Genomic DNA, 19,886 nt, shown 5'->3' on the forward strand with positions numbered 1-19,886 from the left:
CGGGTCACCGTTATTGGCTCCGGCGAAAAGCCAACAGCATCGCGTTGGCGTCCGCAGATGGGGTAGGGTTGCGGACCGCATCTAGCGAAATTTCCCACATCCCCAAGGAAGGAGAGCGATCGTGTTTCCATTGGATATCTGGCTGGCCTACACCGCCGCCTGTCTGCTGCTGGTGATTTCCCCCGGTCCCGACAACCTGCTGGCGATCGGTCGCGGTCTCAGCCAGGGGCGGCTGGCGGCGATCGTCTCGGGGGTGGCCTCGGGGGCCGGTATTCTCTTCCACACCACCACCGCAGCATTGGGCCTGACCCTGTTGATGCAGACGTCGGCGGTAGCCTTCTGGGTCGTCAAGATCATCGGTGCCGGTTACCTGCTCTGGCTGGGCATCAAGGTGCTGCGCTCGCGCAACCTGATCAATTTTGCGCCGGCAGCCCGGCAGCCGCTGCGCAATATCTTCCTCACCGGTTTTCTTTCTGCGGCGCTCAACCCGAAGCCGGGTCTGTTCGTGCTGGCGTTCATCCCGCAGTTCGTCAATCCGCAACTGGGTTCGGTGACGCTGCAGATGTTTGTCTATGGCGTGTGGTTCGCCGCGCTGACGGCGGTGGGCTTTGCGCTGATGGGGGTGTTCGCCACCGCGCTGACCCAGTCGCTGCGCCAGCGGCCACGGCTGGTCAACGGCCTGAATGTCGGGGCAGGGGTGACGTTCGTTGCCTCGGGTGTCTCGGTGGTGGCGCTGACCCAGAAGTAAATCCTGCCCTCGGTTTGGCACGCGACTGAAGACTCCTCGGGAATTTTCGTTCAAGGGGTGTGTCGCATCTCCCACGGGCCACTTTACGTGGCCCCATCGCGTCGCTCTAATAGCAAACCCACGGCTCGGGCTGGCCCGCGCCGGTTTTCCGCATTACACAAGGAACAGTGACCGTGATCATTGGCATCGATCTGGGTACGACCAACAGTCTGGTCTCGGTATGGGACGGCGAATCCGCCCGCCTGCTGCCCAACGCCCTTGGCAATTACCTGACGCCCAGCGTCGTCGGCCTCGACGACGAGGGCCAGCTGGTGGTGGGCGATATCGCCCGCGAGCGCCTGCAGACCCACCCGCAACTGACCACCGCGCTGTTCAAGCGACACATGGGCAGCGGCCGCGAAACCCGCTTAGGCCAGCGCGCCTATCGCCCCGAAGAGCTGTCGGCGATGCTGCTGCGTAGCCTCAAGGCAGACGCCGAGCGCGCACTTGGCGAGACGGTCAGCGAAGCGGTGATCAGCGTGCCGGCCTATTTCAGTGACGCCCAGCGCAAGGCCACGCGCATTGCCGGCGAGCTGGCGGGGCTGACCGTCGAAAAACTCATCAACGAACCTACCGCCGCCGCCCTGGCCTATGGGCTGCATCAGCGGGACGAAAGCACCTTCCTGGTCTTCGACCTTGGCGGCGGCACCTTCGACGTGTCGGTGCTGGAGCTGTTCGAAGGGGTGATGGAAGTGCGCGCCAGTGCCGGCGACAACTTCCTCGGCGGCGAAGACTTCGACGACAGCCTGGTGGCGCACTTCGTCGCGCGGATCGGCGCGAAGGACCTGCCGGACGTCAATCGCCCGGAACTGGCCCAGCGTTTGCGCCGTGAAGCGCAGCGCGTCCGCCATGCCCTTGGCCACACCAGCGAAGCGCGCTTCAACCTCAGTGATGATGGCCGCGAATGGCACCTCGACCTGACCCAGGACGACCTCGCCACGGTGGTTCGCCCCTTGCTCGAGCGTCTGCGTGCACCCATCGAGCGAGCGCTGCGGGACGCCCGGATCAAGGCGGCGGAACTGGACGAGGTGCTGCTGGTGGGCGGCGCCACGCGCATGCCGCTGGTGCGCAAACTGGTGGCGTCGCTGTTCGGGCGCATCCCTTCCATGCAGTTGAACCCGGACGAAGTGGTCGCCCAGGGCGCGGCGATCCAGGCGGCGCTCAAAGCCCGCGATGCTTCGCTGGAAGAAGTGGTGCTGACCGATGTCTGCCCCTACACCCTCGGGATCGAGACGTCGGTGCAGGTGGCGCAGGGTTATCAGAGCGGGCATTACTTGCCGATCATCGAGCGCAACAGCGTGGTGCCGGTGAGTCGTTCGCGGGTGGTGTCCACCTTGAGCGATGGCCAGGAGCACGTGCGGGTGCGCATCTTCCAGGGCGAAGGCCGGCTGGTGCAGAACAACATCTTCCTTGGCGAACTGGACATTCCGGTGCCCAAGCGCCGGGCCGGCGAAGTCGACCTCGACGTGCGCTTCACCTACGACAACAACGGCCTGCTGGAAGCCCAGGTGCACCTGCCGATCAATGGTGAAACGCGCACGCTGGTGATCGAGAACAACCCTGGCGTGCTGAGCAAGGACGAAATCGCCCGACGCCTCGCTGACTTGCAGCAATTGAAGGTGCACCCCCGCGACCAGCAGACCAACACCTTGCTGCTGGCGCGACTGGAGCGCCTGTATCAAGAGCACCTCGGCCATCGCCGCGAGCACATTGCGCAACTGGCCCAGTACTTCCAGCAGGCGCTGGAAACCCAGGATGAACAGCAGGTGCGCAAGGCCTACAGCAGCGTTGCCGAGCACCTGGCGCAGATCGAGCAGGAGGGCTGAGGGTTCATGAGTCATTGGCAATTGCTGGACCTGACCCCCGAGGCGGACGAGCGTGCGGTCAAACGCGCCTATGCCCGGTTGCTCAAGATTCACCGTCCTGACGAAGATGCAGTGGCCTTTCAGCAACTGCGCGAAGCCTATGAGACCGCGTTGGCCGAGCTGCGCTGGCGGGCGCAATGGGAGGAGGAAGAACAGGACGAGGCACCGGAGCCGCAGCCGGTTCTGGCCGCAATCGATGAAGGCGGGGCGTTGTCAGTCGCGCCCGCACCCGCGCCGGTTCGGGCTGAGCCGGAGGAACCGGACTATGCCGCGTACGTTCGCGCCATTCCGGAGCCGGCTATCTCGATGGGGCAAATTCGTCAGTGGTTCGCCGAGGGCCACGAGCATCGGCTGCTGTCGGTATTGCCGCAGATCCTCGCCAGCGAATGGATGCTGTCGTTCGATCGCCGGCAATGGTTCGAGGAGCAACTGCTGGACTGCCTGGAACATGAGGGCCATTGGTCCCCCGCATTCTTCGATCAGTTGGCCGCGCGAATGGACTGGAGCGATGCCAAGGGTCATATCCCCTGCTCGGGGCCGCGCTGGCGCCACCTGATGGACTTGCGTGCGGCAGCGTTCGAGGTGGACAGCGTGCGGCGTGACGTGCAGAGCCCAAACCCGGACGCGGTGCTGTCGTTCCTGTTCGTGCGGCAAAGCGATCTCGACCGACGGCAACTGGCCGATGGCATGGACGCGGACCAGTGGGCGCATTGTCAGCAGGTGGCGGAAAGCTTCGAACAGCGCAATCCGACAACGCTGCAACGCTTGGGACTTGAACTGGTGGATGACTGGCGGGCGTGGCTGCCTCGCACGGCGGTGCCGTTCTGTCTCTATTTGTGGTTGCTTGCCTGTGGATTCATGGCGCTGAAATTCCTGCCTCTGGCCGAAACCCGGCCTTCCGCTTACGTCCTCCGGGTGGTGTCGTCGGGGTTGCTGGCGGCGGCGGGCAGTGTGTGGGCTTACGTCATCTGGCGCAGGATCGCCATGTGGCTGACGCGGCTGGATATGCCCCTCAGTCGCGCGGTGTTGCCGGATAGGCTTTATCGCCGGGGCGCGGGGTTGTTGATCCTGCGTCATGTGGTGCCGTGTGCGGCGCTGTCGTGGCTGGCGGCGTGGCATCTGCGGGAGCTGTCATCGCCTTGGTGGCCGGTGCCGTTGGCGGTGTTTCCGTTGGTGCTGTACCTCGCTGATGCCACCTTGCGGGGTACCATTCCTGCGCCGTGGAGCCGGATGTATCAGGCCATGACCCGGCCGACGGATGAGGCGGGTTGGTGATGCTACCTGAGGCTTGAGTGCTGGCGCAGCCTGGCGCCTGTGGGAGCTGGCTTGCCAGCGATGAGGCCAGCATTGAAAACGATGTCTTTTGATCGGGCCTCATCGCTGCATGGGTATCTACACATCTTATGACTGTATGAAGGCCATGAGGCGCCAGTCAGGAGGCCGAGTAGCGGCGACGATTCGCTAGCCGACAGTTTTCAGCGTTTTCAAGATCGAGCGCCGCCCGCGCGGCGCATCGCGAGCAAGCTCGCTCCTACATGGGTTGCAACGTGCCATGGCCTGACAGACATAGGCACGTTGCAACAAATGTAGGAGCGAGCTTGCTCGCGATGCGCCGCGCGGGCGGCGCTCGGTCTTGAGAGCGATAGAGAACTTCCGGCATGCGCTTGGTGGCCATTACTCGGTCTTTTGACAGGCGCCTTCCAGCCACCACATGACTGAAAGATGTGTAGATACCCATGCTCATCGCTGCGGTTCGGCGCCCCGACAAGCCCGCTCCCACAGGCGGCGGGTTGCAGGGCCCTTCGTCGTATACCGAGCCCCCTGAACAACCAAAAAAAAGCCCTCGCAACCTGACAGTGCGAGGGCAAACGAGTGGAACCCCATTGACGTTGTTGCCTCAGACCCCGTCGACCCGGTACACGCCGATCAGCACTTCACTGTCGCTGACGTCATCGATCGTGCCGACGTAGGTATAGTCCTCCAGCCAGTCGTACTTGCCCGGTGGAGTCTTGAAGGACGGCACCGTTCGGCAGTAGTAATCCGCCTCGGCGAGTGCCTGCCCCTTCGCCTGTTTCGCAACGCCCGCCTCCGTCGGGCGCCACAGGCCGTAGTTGTGGATGATGATCACCTGGCCGTCGTCGGTGCGCAGGCGGTACAGAGCATCGATCCTGGTCACGCCGTCGTTGCGTTCCACCGACAGGTCGGCGCCGCCGGCAATCACGTCGCCCTTGATGCCCTTGCCGACGAAGCTGCCGCCGGCGATCGGGTAGTTGATGCGCTGGCCCTCCGAGCCCTTGCCCATGTCCTCGTCCTTGCCGAGCTTGACGTTGATCTGCATGACCAGCTCGGTCTTGATCCGCTCGGGGCGGGTTTCTTTCAGTTCGCCGGCCTGGACGAGGCCGACGCCGCCGAGCACGCCTAGGCAGAGCGCCGGGGCAAGCAGCTTGCGCAGTAATGCATTCATGATCGATTCCTCACGGGTCAGTTGGCTGCCGGGTTCAGCGGGTCGGGTCGGCAGGGCTGTTTCAGCAGGCTGTCGCAGGCTGGTTGCGCCGCAGGCATCTGGACGCCCTTGAGTTCACCCAGCACCAGCGTCGAGGGGTGCTGCGCGTCATGCAGCAGTTTCGGCTTGGCGGGCAGGGCGAAGGTATCGAAGCCGTAACCTCCGGTGCGCCCCGGCGCGTCGATCCACAGGCGCACTCTTGAGCCTGCGCGCAACGGATGGGAGAACGGCGGGATTTCCACCCGGCCCAGCACGGGCGTGTCCGGCAGCATCGGTTCGACGGCATCCGGGGTATCCAGCCGCCACGGGCGCAGCGCGGTGGACTTGCCGTCATCCAGCTTGCGCGCCGACATCCGTAGCCAACCGCGCTGGATAAAGACTTCCTGGCCGTCGGGCAGCAGCTGGGTGAGGGTGACCTGTACGTCCAGGTCCGGTCCCATTGGCGTCGACAGCCAGAGGTCGGCGCTGCCGGGGCCATAGCTCAGCAGGTCGCGGGTCAGCGGCGCGCTGGTGTACGCCAGGCTGCCGTGTTCCCAGCCCGGTTTGAGCTGGCCCCAGGCGTTGTCTTCCTCGTAGGTGTTCACGTCAGGCCCGGCCACCGGGTAGTTGTATTCGTCCGGCTCGCCCTCGGGTTTGCCGCCTTCGATCAGCTTGCCGCCGCCGGCCAGAGCGAAGCGCACCGGGGTGATGTCCAGCGGCAGGCGCTCGCGTTGCAGCGACCAGCCGGGGGTGGCGGTTTCATTGAGGTCGTGCGGGGTGTCGCGTTTTGGGCTCGCGGTCTCCTGCCAGATCTCGACGTGCTGGGTGCGGTTGAAGCCGTTGTCCTGGCCTTTGACAAAGTGATCGAAGAAGGCCACCAGCTTGTCGCGGAAATGCCGGGATTCGTAGAGGTCGTGCGGGCCGTTGCTCTGCACGGTCCACAGTTGTTCCGGGCGCACGGTCTCGTGGTAGTAGCCCTCGCGGGCCATGACCGCTTCGTCCTGCCAGGCTTCGAAGGACAGGATCGGCACCTGGATCAGGTGGGTGCGGTCGCGGATGTTGCGCTGGTTGACCCACTCGTCGCGCAGCGGATGGCGGATCAACTGGTAGGTCAGGGCGTGCTTGCCGATGTCCGCCTCGTTCTTCGCCAGTTGGCTCAGGCAGCGGCTGTCGTTTTCGCTGGTGGCGCTGGCCTTGACCGCGGCCCAGCGCTGGTCGAGGTACCAGTGCCAGCCAGTGACGAACTCCGGCGCCGGCACGCCGCCCGGTGCCCAACTGTCGCCGCGGGCATCGCCCAGGACCATGCCGGGGGCGATCGCCTTGAGGCTGGCGGGGCGCTCGGCGGCGGTCATCAGTTGCGACATGCCAGACCAGGACCAGCCAAACATGCCGACCTTGCCGTCGGACCACGTCTGTTTTGCGATGAACTCAATGGCGTCACGGCCATCGGTGCCGTAGGCCGGACCGAGGAAATCGAAAGTGCCCTGGGAGCAACCGGTGCCCCGGGCCTGCACGCCGACCACGGCATAACCGAGGCTCACCAGTTGCTTGTCGAGATCGACCGAGAAGGTTTCATCGTCGGCCAGGTAGGCGCTGCCGCCGATGCTGCCGGAGTCGTAGCCGCTGTAGCGGACCAGTACCGGGAAACGGCCCTGGGTGGCCGGCAGCAGCGCCGAATAGCGCAGCTCGGTGCCGTCCGCGGTCTTGATATAGCCGGTTTCGCGTTTGGCCCAGAAGGGTTGCCATTGGCGAGCCGGGGCGGAGCTGACGTCCTGGCCGGGAATGTCCTGAGCGGCGTACGCGGTGCCGCCCAGCAGTGTTGCGACCGCCAGGCTGGCGGCAATTGCAGTTGTGCGAAAAAGCATGATGAGCACCCTGGATCAGAAGCGTTTCGAGGCGGAAACCATCAGCGTCGCCGAGCAGATGTCGTCGATGCCCTGGGTGGATTCGCATTCGGCTTTCGAGAGGTCGGTATCGACGTAGGCGAGGCGCCAGGCGACGCCCAGCAGTTCCTTGCTCAGTCCTACTTCCCAGTCGCGATAGCCGCTGCGGGTGCTGCCGTCGTGGCTGACATAGACCGGGTCCTTGGCATCGGAGTAACCCAGGCGCAGGTCCAGCGCCGACTCCCAAGGCAGGTCGAGGGTGTAGCCGGCCCAGATCACGCCGCGGTCGTCGCCGTAGGGTTTGACGTCGCGGGTGTATTTCACGCCCAGGGTGGCGTTCCAGGCCGACAGCGTGCCGATCCACTCGCCGTAGTTGAAGGCGCTCTCCCGCGGGTAGTCGTATTCGTAGTAAATGAGCGAGGCGCTCAGGGTCTCGTTGAAGGCATGCTCGATACCGACGTAATAGTCGTATTCACGACGGGCATCGCTGTCGAAATCGACGTTGGATGTGAAGATGCCTGCCAGCAGGCCACTCGAATGATGGAGGCTGACATCGAACTGCAAGGCCGGTTTGCCAAGGGTTTGCGAGATCCCGCCGGTGCGGTAGTCGCTCATCGCCGCGACCAGCACATCGAGGGTGAAATCCGGGTTCAAGTCCACGGCCTGTGCTGACAAGGCCTGGGTCAGCAAGACCGCTGCGCCGAGGCGCACTGTGATCGCTTTCATCTGCTCCGCTCCGTTTATTATTCTTGACGGCAGATTGACGCTTTAATAGTTATTTGTATTACTGATTTTGTTGTGTGAGGCTTGTCGTGCGACGCGTCATTGTCGCCGACATCCTTAATTTATTGGCTTTATGCGGCGTGCCTCTATCCGTCTTGCGCATGAAATGGGTAGATGATTAATAAAATTAACAAATGACCGGGGTAAGAGCATGGCGATCAAGGTGCTGGAAGCTCACGAAGTGAGCGAGCATCGTGTGGCGTTGCCGGGCTGGCAGGAGCAGTACACGCAGATGTCGGCGGGCCATTTTCATGGCCGGCTGGTGCATGCGCAGACGGGCGCCGTCGAGTTGTACGAGGAGCACATGAACCTGCGCGTCGAACAGGAATTCCATGCCCCGCCTGATGCCCTGGTGTTCAGCTTCGACATGAGCGATGACGCGCTGTACCTGCTCGATGGCCAGACCCGCAATGCCTGGGTCACCCCGGAGAACTACCGCGAGGTGGCGGTGGTGCTGAAGCAGCCGGCGGCCTGGAAGCGTTCTGCCGCGGAGTTTCGCCAACTGGTGTTGCAACCGCTGCGCTCGACCGGCTGCCGCTCGTTCGCCGACTCGCTGAGTGGCGTGCTGGCTGGCGCGCTGGAAGGTCATGTGGACGTCGATGCACCGGGCTTCGCCGAGCAGATTGCCGAGGGCTGTTTCCTGTTGCTGGACGAGGCGCTGGACGTCGGTGCGCGCCGGCGGTCGGAGAACCAGGCGCGGCGGGTGGTCGAGCGGGTCAAGGAAGTGGTCAACGATTGCCCGCAGGACAGCTTCGGCGTGCTCGACCTCGCGGAAGCGGCGGGGGTGTCGGTGCGGCATTTGCAGCAATCGTTCATGCGCTACGCGGACATGCCGCCGACGGTCTGGCTGCGCAATCGCCGTTTGAATGCGGTCAGGCGTGATTTGCTGGCGGCGGACCCTGGTCAGGTGACCGTGGCCGAAGTGGCGATGCGCTGGTCGTTCTGGCACCTGGGGCGGTTTTCGCAGTCGTATCACGCGCTGTTCGGGGAGTATCCGAAGGCGACGTTGAAGCGGGGTTAGGAGGGGCTTATCTGCATCGGCTCTGTATGAAATTCGTAAGGCGGCAGGCAGGAAATCAGGTGATGGCGACCAAGCGCTAGTCCACAGTTTTTCAGCGTTCTCAAGATCGAGCGCCGCCCGCGCGGCGCATCGCGAGCAAGCTCGCTCCTACATTTTCTGCAACGTGCCATGGCCTGTGTGATTGGCGTTGCCAGCCTTGGTGTATGGCTGGAGAGTGCGGGCGGCTGAGGCGCCAGCCTCGAAATCGAGCCGAACTACCAAGGCGGTCGACAATGGCCTGACAGGCATAGGCACGTTGCAAAAAATGTAGGAGCGAGCTTGCTCGCGATGCGCCGCGCGGGCGGCGCTCGATTTCCAGTGCGCTAGAAAACTTCAGACCTGCGCCTAGTGGCCATTCTCGGTTAGTTGAAAAGCTACTACCCCATCACCTCCCGCATCCGATACCAAAGCATCCCCAACGCCAACAATGGCGACCTCAACAGTTTCCCGCCCGGAAACGTCAGGTGCGGCACCGCGCTGAACACATCCAGCCCGGTGCTTTGCCCCACGGAAATCCCTTCCGCCAGCAACTTCGCCGTCCAGTGGGTGACGTTCAGCCCATGCCCGGAATAGCCCTGGGCAAAGTACACATTCGGGTGCTGGCTCAGCCGCCCAACCTGCGGGAAGCGGTTGGCGGTGATGCCGATCATTCCGCCCCACTGGTAGTCGATATGCACGTCAACCAGTTGCGGGAACACCTTGAGCATCTTCGGCCGCATGTAGGCGCCGATGTCTTTCGGGTCGGAACCGGAGTAGTGGCAGGCACCGCCGAACAGCAGGCGGCGGTCGGCGGTCAGGCGGTAGTAATCCAGCCCGACCTTCTGGTCGCACAGCGCCAGGTTGCGCGGGATCAACTGCGCCGCCAAAGCTTCCGGCAACGGCTCGGTGACGATGACGTAGCTGCCCGCCGGCAGCACCTTGCCGCTCAGCTTCGGTTCCAGTTCGTCCAGGTGCGCATTGCAGCCGAGCACCAGGCTGTCCGCCCTTACCCGGCCGCGGGCGCAATGCACCGTGACCTGGCTGCCATGCTCGATGCGCAACACCGGGCTCTGTTCGAAGACCTGTACCCCAAGCCGGCTCGCGGCCCGAGCTTCGCCGGTGACCAGATCCAGCGGGTGCAGGTGTCCGGAGCCCATGTCGATCAGGCCCCCGGCGTAGCAGTCGCTGGCCACCACCTCGTGCATTCGCCCGGGTTCCACCAGTTCGATGGGATGGGCATAACCCGACGCACGCAACGCCTTCTGCTCGTCGGCCATCGCAGCGAATTGCGCCGGGGTGTTGGCCAGCTCGCAGAAGCCCCAGCGCAGGTCGCAGTCGATGGCGAATTCGTCGATGCGCTCGGCCACCAGGGTGACCGAGTCTTCGCCGGCGCGTTGCAGGTAACGTACACCGTCTTCGCCGACGTACCTGGCAAAGCCGCTGACGTCATGGCCGATGCCGCGGATCAACTGGCCGCCGTTGCGCCCGCTGGCGCCCCAGCCAATGCGCCGGCCTTCCAGCAGCACCACCGAATGACCGCGCAGCGCCAGTTCCAGCGCGGTGTTGACGCCGGTCAGGCCGCCGCCGATCACGCACACGTCGGCGCGGATTTCGCCGTCCAGCGTCGGGTAGGTGTGGCGGTCGCGCGCGGTGGCGGCGTAGTACGACGCGGTGTGTTCGCCGGTTCGATTCATCACGCTGTCCCGGCTCATTGGTTGAACTTGACCTTGCTCCAGCTACGGGTCATCAGCCGCATGATCTTCGGCGATGGCGCATTGGAGATGTACAGCTTGTCGAGCACGGCCTGCGGTGGATAGACCTCGGGATTGTTCAGTGTCTCGGGGTCGATGAAGGCCTTGGAATCGGCGTTGGCATTGGGGTAGCCGACGTAGTCGCTGACCTCGGCGATAACCTTGGGCTCAAGCACGTAGTTGATGAATGCGTGGGCCTGGTCGGGGTTCTTCGCGTCGGCGGGAATCGCGATCAGGTCGAACCACAGGTTGCTGCCTTCCTTGGGAATGCTGTACGCGATCTGGATGCCGTTCTTCGCTTCCTTGGCCCGGTTGGCGGCCTGCAGCACGTCGCCGGAGAAGCCGAACGCCGCGCAGATATTGCCGTTAGCCAGGTCCGAGATGTACTTGGACGAGTGGAAATAGGTCACGTAGGGACGCAACTCCAGCAACCGTTTTTCGGCCTTGGCGTAGTCGGCCGCGTTGGTGCTGTTGGGGTTCAGGCCCAGGTAGTTGAGGATGGACGGGATCAACTCGTCGGCGGAGTCCATGAAGGCCACGCCGCATTTCTGCAGCTTCTTCAGGTTCTCGGGTTCATACAGGACGGACCAGGAGTCGATATGGTCGATGCCGAGCACTTCCTTGACCTTCTCGACGTTGTAGCCGATGCCGTTGGTGCCCCACAGGTAGGGCACCGAATGCCGGTTGCCGGGATCGTTCTGCTCCAGCAGCTTGAGCAGCGCCGGGTCCATGTGCTTCCAGTTGGGCAGCTTGCTGCGGTCCAGTTCCAGGAACACTCCGGCGTCGACCTGACGGGTGAGGAAGTGGTTGGAGGGCACGACCACGTCATAGCCGGTCTTGCCCGCCAGCAACTTGCCTTCCAGGGTCTCGTTGGAGTCGAACACGTCGTACACCGGCTTGATCCCGGTGCTGCTCTGGAATCCGGTCAGCGTGTCGGGCGCGATGTAGTCGGTCCAGTTGTAGATGCTCACGCTCGACTGCGCCTGGGCAGCCAGCGGCAGCGCCAGCAAGGCGAAGGGCGCAAGGCGTTTCAACAGATTCATAGCGGCTCCTGTCCATCCTGTTGTTGTTTTTCGAAGGCGTGCGCTCGGGTCAGACGCTCAGCAGCAGGAACTCCCGTTCCCAGGAGCTGATCACGCGCTTGAAGTTCTCGTGCTCGGTGCGCTTCACCGCGACGTAGCCCTGGACGAATTTGCGCCCGAGGTACTGCTCCAGCACCGCGCACTCTTCCATGGCCGCCAGTGCGTCCTCGATGGTGACCGGCAAGCGCAGGCTGCGGCGCTCGTAGGCACGGCCCTGGACCGGCGCGCTCGGTTCGATCCGCTCGACCATGCCGAGATAGCCGCACAGCAGGCTGGCGGCGATGGCCAGGTACGGGTTGGCGTCTGCACCCGGCAGGCGGTTTTCCACGCGCATGGCTTCAGGCGAGGAGGGCGGCACACGCAGGCCGGCGGTGCGGTTCTCTTCGCCCCACTCGACGTTGACCGGCGCCGAGGTGTCCGGCAGGAAGCGGCGGAACGAGTTCACGTTCGGCGCAAACATCGGCAGCACCTTGGGAATGTACTTCTGCAGGCCGCCGATGTAGTGCAGGAACAGCTCGCTCATCGAGCCGTCTTCATTGACGAAGATATTGCGGCCCGACTCGCCGTCCACCACGCTTTGGTGGATATGCATGGCGCTGCCCGGCTCGTCGGTGATCGGCTTGGCCATGAAGGTCGCTGCCACGTTGTGCTTGAGCGCCGCCTCGCGCATGGTGCGCTTGAACACGGTGATCTGATCGGCCAGCGACAGCGCGTCGCCGTGCCGGAAGTTGATCTCCATCTGCGCCGGGCCGTCTTCGTGGATCAGCGTGTCGAGGTCCAGGCCCTGGGCTTCGCACCAGTCGTAGACGTCTTCGAACAGCGGATCGAATTCGTTGGCGGCATCGATCGAGAAACTCTGCCGGCCGCTTTCCGGGCGACCGGAGCGGCCGATCGGCGCTTCCAGCGGGAAGTCCGGGTCGCTGCTGCGTTTGGTCAGGTAGAACTCCATTTCCGGCGCGACGATCGGCGTCCAGCCCTTGTCCTTGTAAAGCTGCAGCACGCGCTTGAGCACGTTGCGCGGCGACAGCTCGACCGGGTTGCCCTGCTTGTCGTAGGTGTCGTGAATCACCATCGCGGTGGGTTCGATGGCCCAGGGCACCAGGAACACCGCGTCGGCATCGGGGCGGCAGAACATGTCGATATCCGCCTCGTCCAGCAAGCTGTAGTAGATGTCGTCATCGACGAAATCGCCGGTGACCGTCTGCAGCAGCACGCTTTCCGGGAGGCGCATGCCGCCTTCGCCGAGGAACTTGTTGGTGGGGGATATCTTGCCGCGGGCGATGCCGGTGAGGTCACTGACAATGCATTCGACTTCGGTGATCTGGTGTTGCTTCAGCCAGGTGGCCAGCTGATGCGCGGGGGTGTTCATGCAAACCTCTAGCGGGTAGTTGTTTAGGCACTCGAAGGCAGGCGACCGAGTGGAGTGGTCGGTGCCGACGGAGCTAGTGTTCGCTGGAGGCGGGGGGCGGTTCTATCCGTTTTGTGCAGGAATGGCGGGTGTCGATGAAATGGCAAGTTCGTTCAAGCGTGGCGCAGCGTAAGCCGGGTAGACTGCCGCGCTCGCCCATCAGCAAGGAGTGTTCGCGATGATCACCTGCCACGTCCGCTACGTTATCGATCCCTACCAGATCCCGGCATTCGAAGCCTACGCACGCCTGTGGATCGGTCTGGTGGAGCGTATGGGCGGCCAGCATCACGGGTATTTCCTGCCCGCCGAGGGCGCCAACAATATTGCCTACTGCCTGTTCAGCTTTCCGGGATTGGCGCAGTACGAGCAGTACCGCAAGCAGGCCGAGCACGACGCGGAATGCGTGGCTGCAGTGGCCTTGGCACTGGAGAAAAAATTCATTGTCAGCTACGAGCGGAGCTTTTTGCGGCCGGTGCTGGGTTGATCCGGGTCAAGGCCGTGGCGCCAGTGGCGGGCTAGGGTAAGGGCTCGACCGATCCGGAACAGGGAGCTTTCCCATGGCCAAGCCTTTTCCCCTCAACCCCAAACACCCCGAGCGGGTCTGCTGGGGTTGCGACCGCTACTGCGCTGCCAGCAAGCTGGACTGCGGCAACGGCTCCGACCGCACCATGCATCCGGCCGAGACCTTCGGCGAGGACTGGCACGAGCAGGGTGGCTGGGGCCTCGAACAGGTGGCGCGGGATGAGGCCGTGAAGTCATGAGGCATGCCTTCGCGAGCGCGCTCGCGCCTGCAATTGGAGCCACTACTCTGTAGGAGCGAGCTTGCTCGCGAAGACAGCGGCGTTCAGTCTGCCGTCGAGCAGAAACCGCAACGCTCGCTGAAACAGCGGATGGCACTCGTCCCACGGCAGCTCGTCCAGCGCGGCCCAGAAAAAGCTGAACAGGTGGCCGTGGTCGTCTTCGGTCTGGTGGGTCCAGTGCTCCGGCAACGGATCGTGCGCCGTGCACAGGTGAAAGGACCAGATCTGACCCTGGTGCCCGGCATCCCATGTACCGAGGTCCGCCAGCACGCGGGCATCGATGATTCCCGACTCTTCCTTCAATTCCCGCAGGGCGGCACGGGCGGGCGCTTCGCCGGGTTCGATGCTGCCTTTGACCAGTTGCACCCCGGCCTGAGGATGGCGGAACAGCAGCAGGCGCGGCGGCTGGTCGTGGGAGAGCAGGACGGCGCAGGCTTTGCCTGGCGACGGAGTGGTTGGCATCGAGGCGTCCAGTACGGGAACAGTGGGCATTTGTTCAGGCATTCCTTGCTCAGATCGAAGCAGTCGGCGGCGCAAACGGATTCCCGCACAGCCCGACCCCATCCTGATGCGGCCAGGTCTCGACGAGGAAGTCCCGCACTGACTTGATCCGAGCGCTTTCGCGCATCGAACGGTGGGTGCACAGCCAGACTTCGCGGCTCAGTTCAGGCACGTCCATCACCAGCTCCAGGCTGGCGGTCAGGCGGGCGGTGCGTTTCTCCACGATGCCGATACCGCCGCCGGCAATCACGCAATCGTAGATCCCCAGGGTGTGATTACAGCGCAGCCACGGCGCCGGCGCGCCTTCCAGACGTTCCCACCAGGCTTCCATGGTCTGGTCCATCCGCGATTCATCCAGGCCGACGAAATCCAGCTCGGACCAGTTGCGCTGCGCCAGTGCCTCGCGCTTTTGCGCGGCGTAGCTGCTGGACGCATACAGGGCGAATTCGATTTCCCCCAGCGGTTCGGCGATCAGGTCGCTGGCTTCCGGGCGGGCATAGCGCAGCGAGAGGTCGGCCTCGCGCCGGGTGAGGTTGACCGGGAACGGCGTGGTGAGGATTTCCATGCCCAGCAGCGGGTAACGGGTGCGGATCGGCGCGAGCAGTGCGGTCACCAGGAACGACAGCCATTCATCGGCATTGACCCGCACTGTGCCTTCCACGGTCTCCGGCGAGTCGGCCTCACGCAGTACCTCGTTGGCCGCGCCTTCCATCTGTTCTGCCCAGCCGACGATACGCTGGCCAAAGGCGGTGGCGAAGCAGCCGGTCGAGGTGCGCTCAAGCAGTTGTCCGCCGAGTTGTTCTTCCAGCGCATCGAGGCGCCGCGACAGCGTGGCGGTACTCAAGCGCAGGCGCTGGGCCGCGCGTTTCAGGTTGCCGCTGCGGACCACGGCCAGTAGCACATGCAGGTTGTCCCACTCCAGGCGTTTCATATATGCAACCGTGCGTTAGGAAGTTGGTGGTTGAGGTGCATAAATGTAGGTCATATGCTGGCCGTGTTCAAACGTTGGGAGTAGAGAAATGCTGCAGAAAAAGAGCCTGACCGACCGTATCGTCCATGCGCTCGGCTTCGAATTTTTCGCCTTGTTGCTGTGTGCGCCAACCATCGCCCTGGTGATGGACAAACCGCTGATGAGCGCTGGTCTGTTGACCTTGGCGATCTCGGTCACCGCGACCTTGTGGAACATGCTGTACAACGTGTTGTTCGACCGGCTGCAGAACCGCGCCGGCTTCCAGCGCACGCCGCTGATCCGCATCCTCCACGCCCTGGGTTTCGAGGGCGGGCTGATTCTGGTAGTGGTGCCGGTGGCGGCGTGGTGGTTGTCCATCGGCCTGGTCGAGGCGTTCCTGATGGAGGTCGGCTTGCTGGTGTTCCTGCTGCCGTACACCTACCTGTACAACCTCGGGTTCGACCGGTTGCGCGAGCGCTATGCGGCGCGGCGGATGGCCGCCGCGGTGAGGTGCTGAGCCACCCTCACTTTCTGAAACAGAGCACCTTCGACGTCAGCTTCTGCAACACCTCATCCCGCTGGTTACGGGTGATCGACTGCACCAGCACCATCCCGCGGTCTGGCTTGGAGCGCGATGGAGTGATTTCGAGGATGGTGCTGGTGACCTGAAGCACATCGCCCGGCCGGGTCGCTTGCGGCCAACTGATTTCGCCGCCTGCACCGATGACACCGCGGCCCAGCGGAAAGCTGGCGACCAGCAGTTTCATGGTCAGCGCCGCGGTATGCCAGCCGCTGGCGGCAAGGCCCTGGAAGAAGGTGTCACGGGCCGCTTCCGGGTCGGTATGGAAGGGCTGCGGATCGTACTGGCTGGCAAAGCGGATGATCTCTTCAGCCTCCAGCGGATACTGGGCGCTGACAAAAACATCGCCAACCGCCAGGTCATCCAGATAGATTGGTGGCTGGATTTTTCCTGCGTCCATTTTGTTTTCCTCTGACAGGGTCTGGTCGATGTTCATCGTCCAGACTCGCGGCCCGACATTCAACCCCTGACGAGTCTTTATGAGCGTTGATGCAAGCACTACCTCCGCCAGCGACTGGCTTCGCATGCGCCGCGATCAGGAAACCGGTATCGAGAGCGTGCACGCGCATTTTCAGGGCCACGCCTACGATCCCCACGACCACGACGAAATGCTGGTGGGCATCACCCAGCAGGGCGTGCAGCAGTTCAGTTGCAACCGCTCGCTGCATGTCAGTACGCCGGGTCGGGCGATGCTGATCGAGCCCGGTGCGGTGCACGACGGCCACGCGCCGGAGAAGGAAGGCTTCACCTACGCCATGCTCTACCTGCCGCAGCCCTACGTGTCGGGCATGACCGAGCGCCTGGGCCTGGGCGATGCCTCGGCGTTGCAGGCGGCGTTCCACAATACGCTGACCGACGACGCCGAATTGGTCGGTGCGATCCAGCAGGCATTCGTCGCCGTCCACCAAAATGAGGGCCGGCTGGCCCGCGACCAGGGCCTGGACCAGTTGCTGGGTCAGTTGTCCCGTCACCTGTACCTGAAGGCGCCGTCGCTGCGCCGCGATTCGCCGCTGGAATTGCAGCGGGCGCGGGACTTTCTCCATGCGCAGATGGCCCATGACGTCAGCCTGGAAGAGTTGGCGACCTATTCGGGTGTCGACCGTTTCCGCCTGACCCGGCAATTCAAGAAAGCCTTTGGCCAGTCGCCCCACGCCTATCTGGTGCGCCTGCGCCTGCGCGCGGCCCGGGCGTTGCTGGCGCGGGGCATGGCGCCGGTGGAAGTGGCGGCCGAAGTGGGCTTCGCCGACCAGAGCCACCTGGGCGTGTGGTTTCGCCGGGCGTTCCGCATGACGCCGGCGGCTTATCGGAAACAGTGCACAAACCTTACAGACTGAACCTGCCTCCCACTCCGATCATGGCGCCTCAGCTTTGATCTGGAGTTTCCGATGTTCGATACCAAAGTCGCCATTGTCGTGCGCAATGACCTCGCCACCTGGCAGCGCCTGAATGTGGTCGCGTTCCTTTCCACCGGCATCGCCGCAGCGGCGCCCGAGGTCATGGGCCAGCCGTATGTCGATGCCGCTGGCCATCAATACGGCAACCTGTTCGGCCAGCCGATGATGATCTTCGAGGCCGACCTTCCCGGCCTGCAAAAAGCCCACCGCGCGGGGCTGGAGCGGCAGTTGACGATGTCGCCCTACGTCTTCGCCATGTTTTCCACCGGCCACGACGCCGCCAACCGTGAAGTGTTCTTTGCCGAGGATCCCGCCAACCTCAACCTCGTGGGCCTGGCCCTGCGTGGGCCGAAGAAGGCCGTGGACAAGGCGATCAAAGGCCTGGCATTGCACGGATAAGGAAGCGAACGGATGAGCAGTGCAACGGTATTGGCGTTCTGGGCGTTTTCGATGATTTTCGTGATCATTCCCGGGCCGGATTGGGCCTACGCGATTGCCGCAGGTGTGCGCGGCAGGGGCGTGATGGCCGCGGTCTTCGGTTTGCTGGTGGGCTATCTGGCGCTGACCCTGGCGGTGGCCACCGGCTTTGCCGTGCTCGGCGCCAGCAGTTCGGCGTTCATCACCGGCCTGACGGTGGTCGGCGCCCTATACCTGGGCTGGCTGGGGATTGGCTTGTTGCAGAACCCGCCGGTACCACAGGCGGGCGCCAGCGATGCGGACGGCGTCAGCAGGGCCGGGCAGTTTCTGCGTGGCACGCTGGTGAGCGGGCTGAACCCCAAGGGTTTGTTGTTTTTCCTCGCCTTCGTGCCGCCCTGGACCAGTGCCCAGGCGAGCTGGAGCGTGCCGGTGCAGATCGCCGTGCTCGGCCTGGTCTACACCGCCAGTTGCGCGGTGGTGTATTCGATGGTCGGGCTGGGCGCGAGCGCCGCGCTGAAAACCCGGCCGGCGGCGGCGCGGATGATGGGGCGGCTATCGGGCGGGGTGATGGTGGTGTTGGCGGTGGTGCTGGTAGGGGAGTTGTTCTGGGTATGAGGTCGGCGTCGTCGTGATAACAGTCCTTGGCAATCAAATCGCCATGTCTATAATGCGACTCACTTTCATTCGCATGCCTCCCGCCATGACCAAATCCTCGTCCAATCCCGAACTGATCGGCGCGCTGGCCCTGCATTACGACGACCTGGTGGCTTACATCCGGCGGCGCTTCCAGGGTTCCCAGTTCGCCCGCGAGGTGGTGCATGAGGTGTGCGTGCAATTGCTGGAGAAGCCGCCGCAGCAACCGGTGAAGCTGCCGTTCGCCTTTCTGCGCAAGGTGTCCTTCAACAAGGCCATCGACCGCCGCCGGGCGGACAGCACCCGTAACACCTGGATCGACTTCACTCCGGACGTTCCCGACTGGTACGTCCACGACCTGGACGGCGCCGCCAGCCTGGATTTCGAGCAGCAACTGCACGCCCTGCTGGCGATCATCGAAGCGCTGCCGGCACGGGCGCGGCAGGTGTTTCTGCTGCATCGCATCCACGGCATGGCGCAACGGGAGATCGCCGCCGAGCTGGGTATTTCCCTGAACATGGTCACCCAGCATTTCGCCCGGGCCATGCAGGCCATCGTGCGTGACTGGGAACCGGCACGCCGGGCGCTGGTGGCGAAATGAAGCCCAGGGAAACCCCCGAGCAGATTCCAGACGCCGATCCGCTGGCGCCTTTCGAGCAAGCGCTGCGCAACCGCGTGCCGTCCCGCGAGGCCCTGTTGGCCGAGGCGAAGGCGCAGACCGCGCGTCAGCGCCGACGCAAGCAAACGCTGGGCGGCGGCCTGTCGTTGCTGCTGCTGGCCGGCGGTTTGTGGCTGCTCGATCCGGCGTTGTACAGCGATGACCTCCGCACTCCGGTCGGCACGCGGGATAGCCTGCAACTGGCCGACGGCAGCGCGATCAGACTCAACAGCGCCACCCACCTGCGCATCGAGCACCGCCTGCGCAGTCGCCAGTTCGAGTTGCTGGAAGGCGAGGCCACCTTCACCGTGGTCCACGGCCCGCAGCCGTTCATCGTCCGCAGCCAGGGCCTTGCGGTGCGCGATATCGGTACGGTGTTCAACGTACGCAGCGACAGCCGCGGCGTCGCGGTCGCGGTGATCGAAGGCGAGGTGGAAGTGTCCGCCAAGGGCGCTGCGCCGCGCCGCGTACACGGTGGGCAACAATGGCTGGCGAGCGCTGCGCAAGCGGGGAGGCTCAGCGCCATCGCCCCGGGCCGGGCCATCGCCTGGCAGCAGGGCAAGCTGCGTTTCGATGGCACGCCGCTGCGCGAGGTGATCGCCGACCTGCAACGCTACCGCCTGGCGCCGATACGTCTTGCTGATCCACGGCTCGGCCAGTTGCGGGTTTCCGGCGAATTCGACAGCGATGCGGTGGAACCGCTGTTGGACCTGCTGCCGTCGATCCTGCCGATCAGTGTCAGCCGCGCCGCCGATGGCAGCGTGTCGATCAAGGCTCGCTGACGGAAAAGAGAATATTTTTCATTTCAGACCTCAACATGTGCCGGTGCTCATTCGCCACTCCCTGTGAACGTCACTTTTGATCGTGTCATTGG

At 63.9% G+C, this 19,886-nt stretch carries 21 protein-coding genes; 12 read left to right on the forward strand and 9 right to left on the reverse strand.

The window, feature by feature from the left end:
* Positions 1-121: 121 nt before the first annotated feature.
* The 3 genes from DM374_RS11810 to DM374_RS11820 all read left to right on the forward strand — a co-directional run bounded on the left by DM374_RS11810 (position 122) and on the right by DM374_RS11820 (position 3,927).
* A complete protein-coding gene (locus tag DM374_RS11810; protein ID WP_095158762.1) occupies positions 122-748 on the forward strand; it encodes a LysE family translocator in 627 nt (208 codons plus the stop codon).
* 173 nt (positions 749-921) lie between these two features.
* On the forward strand, positions 922-2,613 hold the full coding sequence (locus tag DM374_RS11815) for a molecular chaperone HscC (RefSeq protein ID WP_110969965.1): 1,692 nt from the start codon (positions 922-924) through the stop codon (positions 2,611-2,613).
* Positions 2,614-2,619: 6 nt separating this feature from the next.
* Positions 2,620-3,927: a J domain-containing protein gene (locus tag DM374_RS11820; protein ID WP_110969966.1), complete on the forward strand. Its 1,308-nt coding sequence runs from the start codon at positions 2,620-2,622 to the stop codon at positions 3,925-3,927.
* A 622-nt stretch (positions 3,928-4,549) separates the two neighbouring features.
* On the opposite strand, the gene DM374_RS11825 is transcribed toward DM374_RS11820, so the two are convergent.
* The 3 genes from DM374_RS11825 to DM374_RS11835 are packed head-to-tail and all read right to left on the reverse strand — an operon-like array spanning position 4,550 to position 7,743.
* Positions 4,550-5,116: a DUF3237 domain-containing protein gene (locus DM374_RS11825; protein ID WP_110969967.1), complete on the reverse strand. Its 567-nt coding sequence runs from the start codon at positions 5,114-5,116 to the stop codon at positions 4,550-4,552.
* 17 nt (positions 5,117-5,133) lie between these two features.
* Positions 5,134-6,999 carry a CocE/NonD family hydrolase gene (locus tag DM374_RS11830; protein WP_110969968.1) on the reverse strand — a complete coding sequence of 622 codons (1,866 nt, stop codon included), beginning with the start codon at positions 6,997-6,999 and terminating at the stop codon, positions 5,134-5,136.
* Positions 7,000-7,014: 15 nt separating this feature from the next.
* Positions 7,015-7,743 (reverse strand): TorF family putative porin, encoded by a 729-nt coding sequence (locus DM374_RS11835; protein ID WP_110969969.1) that lies wholly within the window; start codon positions 7,741-7,743, stop codon positions 7,015-7,017.
* 208 nt (positions 7,744-7,951) lie between these two features.
* Here DM374_RS11835 and DM374_RS11840 point away from each other — a divergent pair, with 208 nt between their 5' ends.
* On the forward strand, positions 7,952-8,821 hold the full coding sequence (locus DM374_RS11840; protein ID WP_095158767.1) for a helix-turn-helix domain-containing protein: 870 nt from the start codon (positions 7,952-7,954) through the stop codon (positions 8,819-8,821).
* Positions 8,822-9,237: 416 nt separating this feature from the next.
* Here the strand turns inward: DM374_RS11840 and DM374_RS11845 are convergent, their stop codons facing one another.
* Genes DM374_RS11845 through DM374_RS11855 form a run of 3 tightly spaced genes read right to left on the reverse strand, consistent with a single transcriptional unit; the run spans position 9,238 to position 13,041 of the window.
* Entirely contained in the window at positions 9,238-10,533 is a 1,296-nt protein-coding gene (locus DM374_RS11845) for an NAD(P)/FAD-dependent oxidoreductase (RefSeq protein WP_110970110.1), read from the reverse strand.
* A 14-nt stretch (positions 10,534-10,547) separates the two neighbouring features.
* Complete coding sequence (locus tag DM374_RS11850) at positions 10,548-11,633, reverse strand: polyamine ABC transporter substrate-binding protein (protein WP_110969970.1); 1,086 nt, start codon at positions 11,631-11,633, stop codon at positions 10,548-10,550.
* Between the two features lie 49 nt (positions 11,634-11,682).
* Positions 11,683-13,041, reverse strand: coding sequence for a glutamine synthetase family protein (locus DM374_RS11855; protein ID WP_110969971.1), 1,359 nt, complete (start codon positions 13,039-13,041; stop codon positions 11,683-11,685).
* Positions 13,042-13,258: 217 nt separating this feature from the next.
* On the opposite strand from DM374_RS11855, the gene DM374_RS11860 reads away from it, so the two are divergent.
* Together DM374_RS11860 and DM374_RS11865 are read left to right on the forward strand one after the other, a co-directional pair.
* The gene (locus DM374_RS11860; RefSeq protein ID WP_110969972.1) at positions 13,259-13,564 is read left to right on the forward strand and encodes an NIPSNAP family protein; all 306 of its coding nucleotides are present in this window, start codon (positions 13,259-13,261) and stop codon (positions 13,562-13,564) included.
* Positions 13,565-13,637: 73 nt separating this feature from the next.
* Positions 13,638-13,841 carry a DUF3079 domain-containing protein gene (locus DM374_RS11865; protein ID WP_110969973.1) on the forward strand — a complete coding sequence of 68 codons (204 nt, stop codon included), beginning with the start codon at positions 13,638-13,640 and terminating at the stop codon, positions 13,839-13,841.
* Positions 13,842-13,883: 42 nt separating this feature from the next.
* On the opposite strand, the gene DM374_RS11870 is transcribed toward DM374_RS11865, so the two are convergent.
* Both DM374_RS11870 and DM374_RS11875 read right to left on the reverse strand, forming a co-directional pair.
* Entirely contained in the window at positions 13,884-14,372 is a 489-nt protein-coding gene (locus tag DM374_RS11870; protein WP_225422482.1) for an NUDIX hydrolase, read from the reverse strand.
* 19 nt (positions 14,373-14,391) lie between these two features.
* Positions 14,392-15,312 carry a LysR family transcriptional regulator gene (locus DM374_RS11875; RefSeq protein ID WP_110969974.1) on the reverse strand — a complete coding sequence of 307 codons (921 nt, stop codon included), beginning with the start codon at positions 15,310-15,312 and terminating at the stop codon, positions 14,392-14,394.
* Positions 15,313-15,400: 88 nt separating this feature from the next.
* On the opposite strand from DM374_RS11875, the gene DM374_RS11880 reads away from it, so the two are divergent.
* The gene (locus tag DM374_RS11880; RefSeq protein ID WP_110969975.1) at positions 15,401-15,847 is read left to right on the forward strand and encodes a multidrug/biocide efflux PACE transporter; all 447 of its coding nucleotides are present in this window, start codon (positions 15,401-15,403) and stop codon (positions 15,845-15,847) included.
* Positions 15,848-15,854: 7 nt separating this feature from the next.
* On the opposite strand, the gene DM374_RS11885 is transcribed toward DM374_RS11880, so the two are convergent.
* Positions 15,855-16,310: a MaoC family dehydratase gene (locus DM374_RS11885; RefSeq protein ID WP_110970112.1), complete on the reverse strand. Its 456-nt coding sequence runs from the start codon at positions 16,308-16,310 to the stop codon at positions 15,855-15,857.
* Between the two features lie 79 nt (positions 16,311-16,389).
* Here DM374_RS11885 and DM374_RS11890 point away from each other — a divergent pair, with 79 nt between their 5' ends.
* The 5 genes from DM374_RS11890 (at position 16,390) to DM374_RS11910 (ending at position 19,794) form a co-directional block, all read left to right on the forward strand.
* Positions 16,390-17,244: an AraC family transcriptional regulator gene (locus tag DM374_RS11890; protein WP_110969976.1), complete on the forward strand. Its 855-nt coding sequence runs from the start codon at positions 16,390-16,392 to the stop codon at positions 17,242-17,244.
* A gap of 51 nt (positions 17,245-17,295) precedes the next feature.
* Positions 17,296-17,703 (forward strand): DUF2000 family protein, encoded by a 408-nt coding sequence (locus DM374_RS11895; RefSeq protein WP_110969977.1) that lies wholly within the window; start codon positions 17,296-17,298, stop codon positions 17,701-17,703.
* Positions 17,704-17,715: 12 nt separating this feature from the next.
* Positions 17,716-18,336 carry a LysE family translocator gene (locus DM374_RS11900; protein ID WP_110969978.1) on the forward strand — a complete coding sequence of 207 codons (621 nt, stop codon included), beginning with the start codon at positions 17,716-17,718 and terminating at the stop codon, positions 18,334-18,336.
* An 85-nt stretch (positions 18,337-18,421) separates the two neighbouring features.
* The gene (locus tag DM374_RS11905) at positions 18,422-18,955 is read left to right on the forward strand and encodes an RNA polymerase sigma factor (RefSeq protein ID WP_110969979.1); all 534 of its coding nucleotides are present in this window, start codon (positions 18,422-18,424) and stop codon (positions 18,953-18,955) included.
* A complete protein-coding gene (locus DM374_RS11910) occupies positions 18,952-19,794 on the forward strand; it encodes a FecR family protein (protein ID WP_110969980.1) in 843 nt (280 codons plus the stop codon). The genes DM374_RS11905 and DM374_RS11910 overlap by 4 nt, the downstream gene beginning before the upstream one ends.
* Positions 19,795-19,886 lie beyond the last annotated feature (92 nt).

Origin of the sequence: Pseudomonas huaxiensis, from assembly GCF_003231275.1 — a bacterium.
Taxonomy (GTDB): Bacteria; Pseudomonadota; Gammaproteobacteria; order Pseudomonadales; family Pseudomonadaceae; genus Aquipseudomonas; species Aquipseudomonas huaxiensis.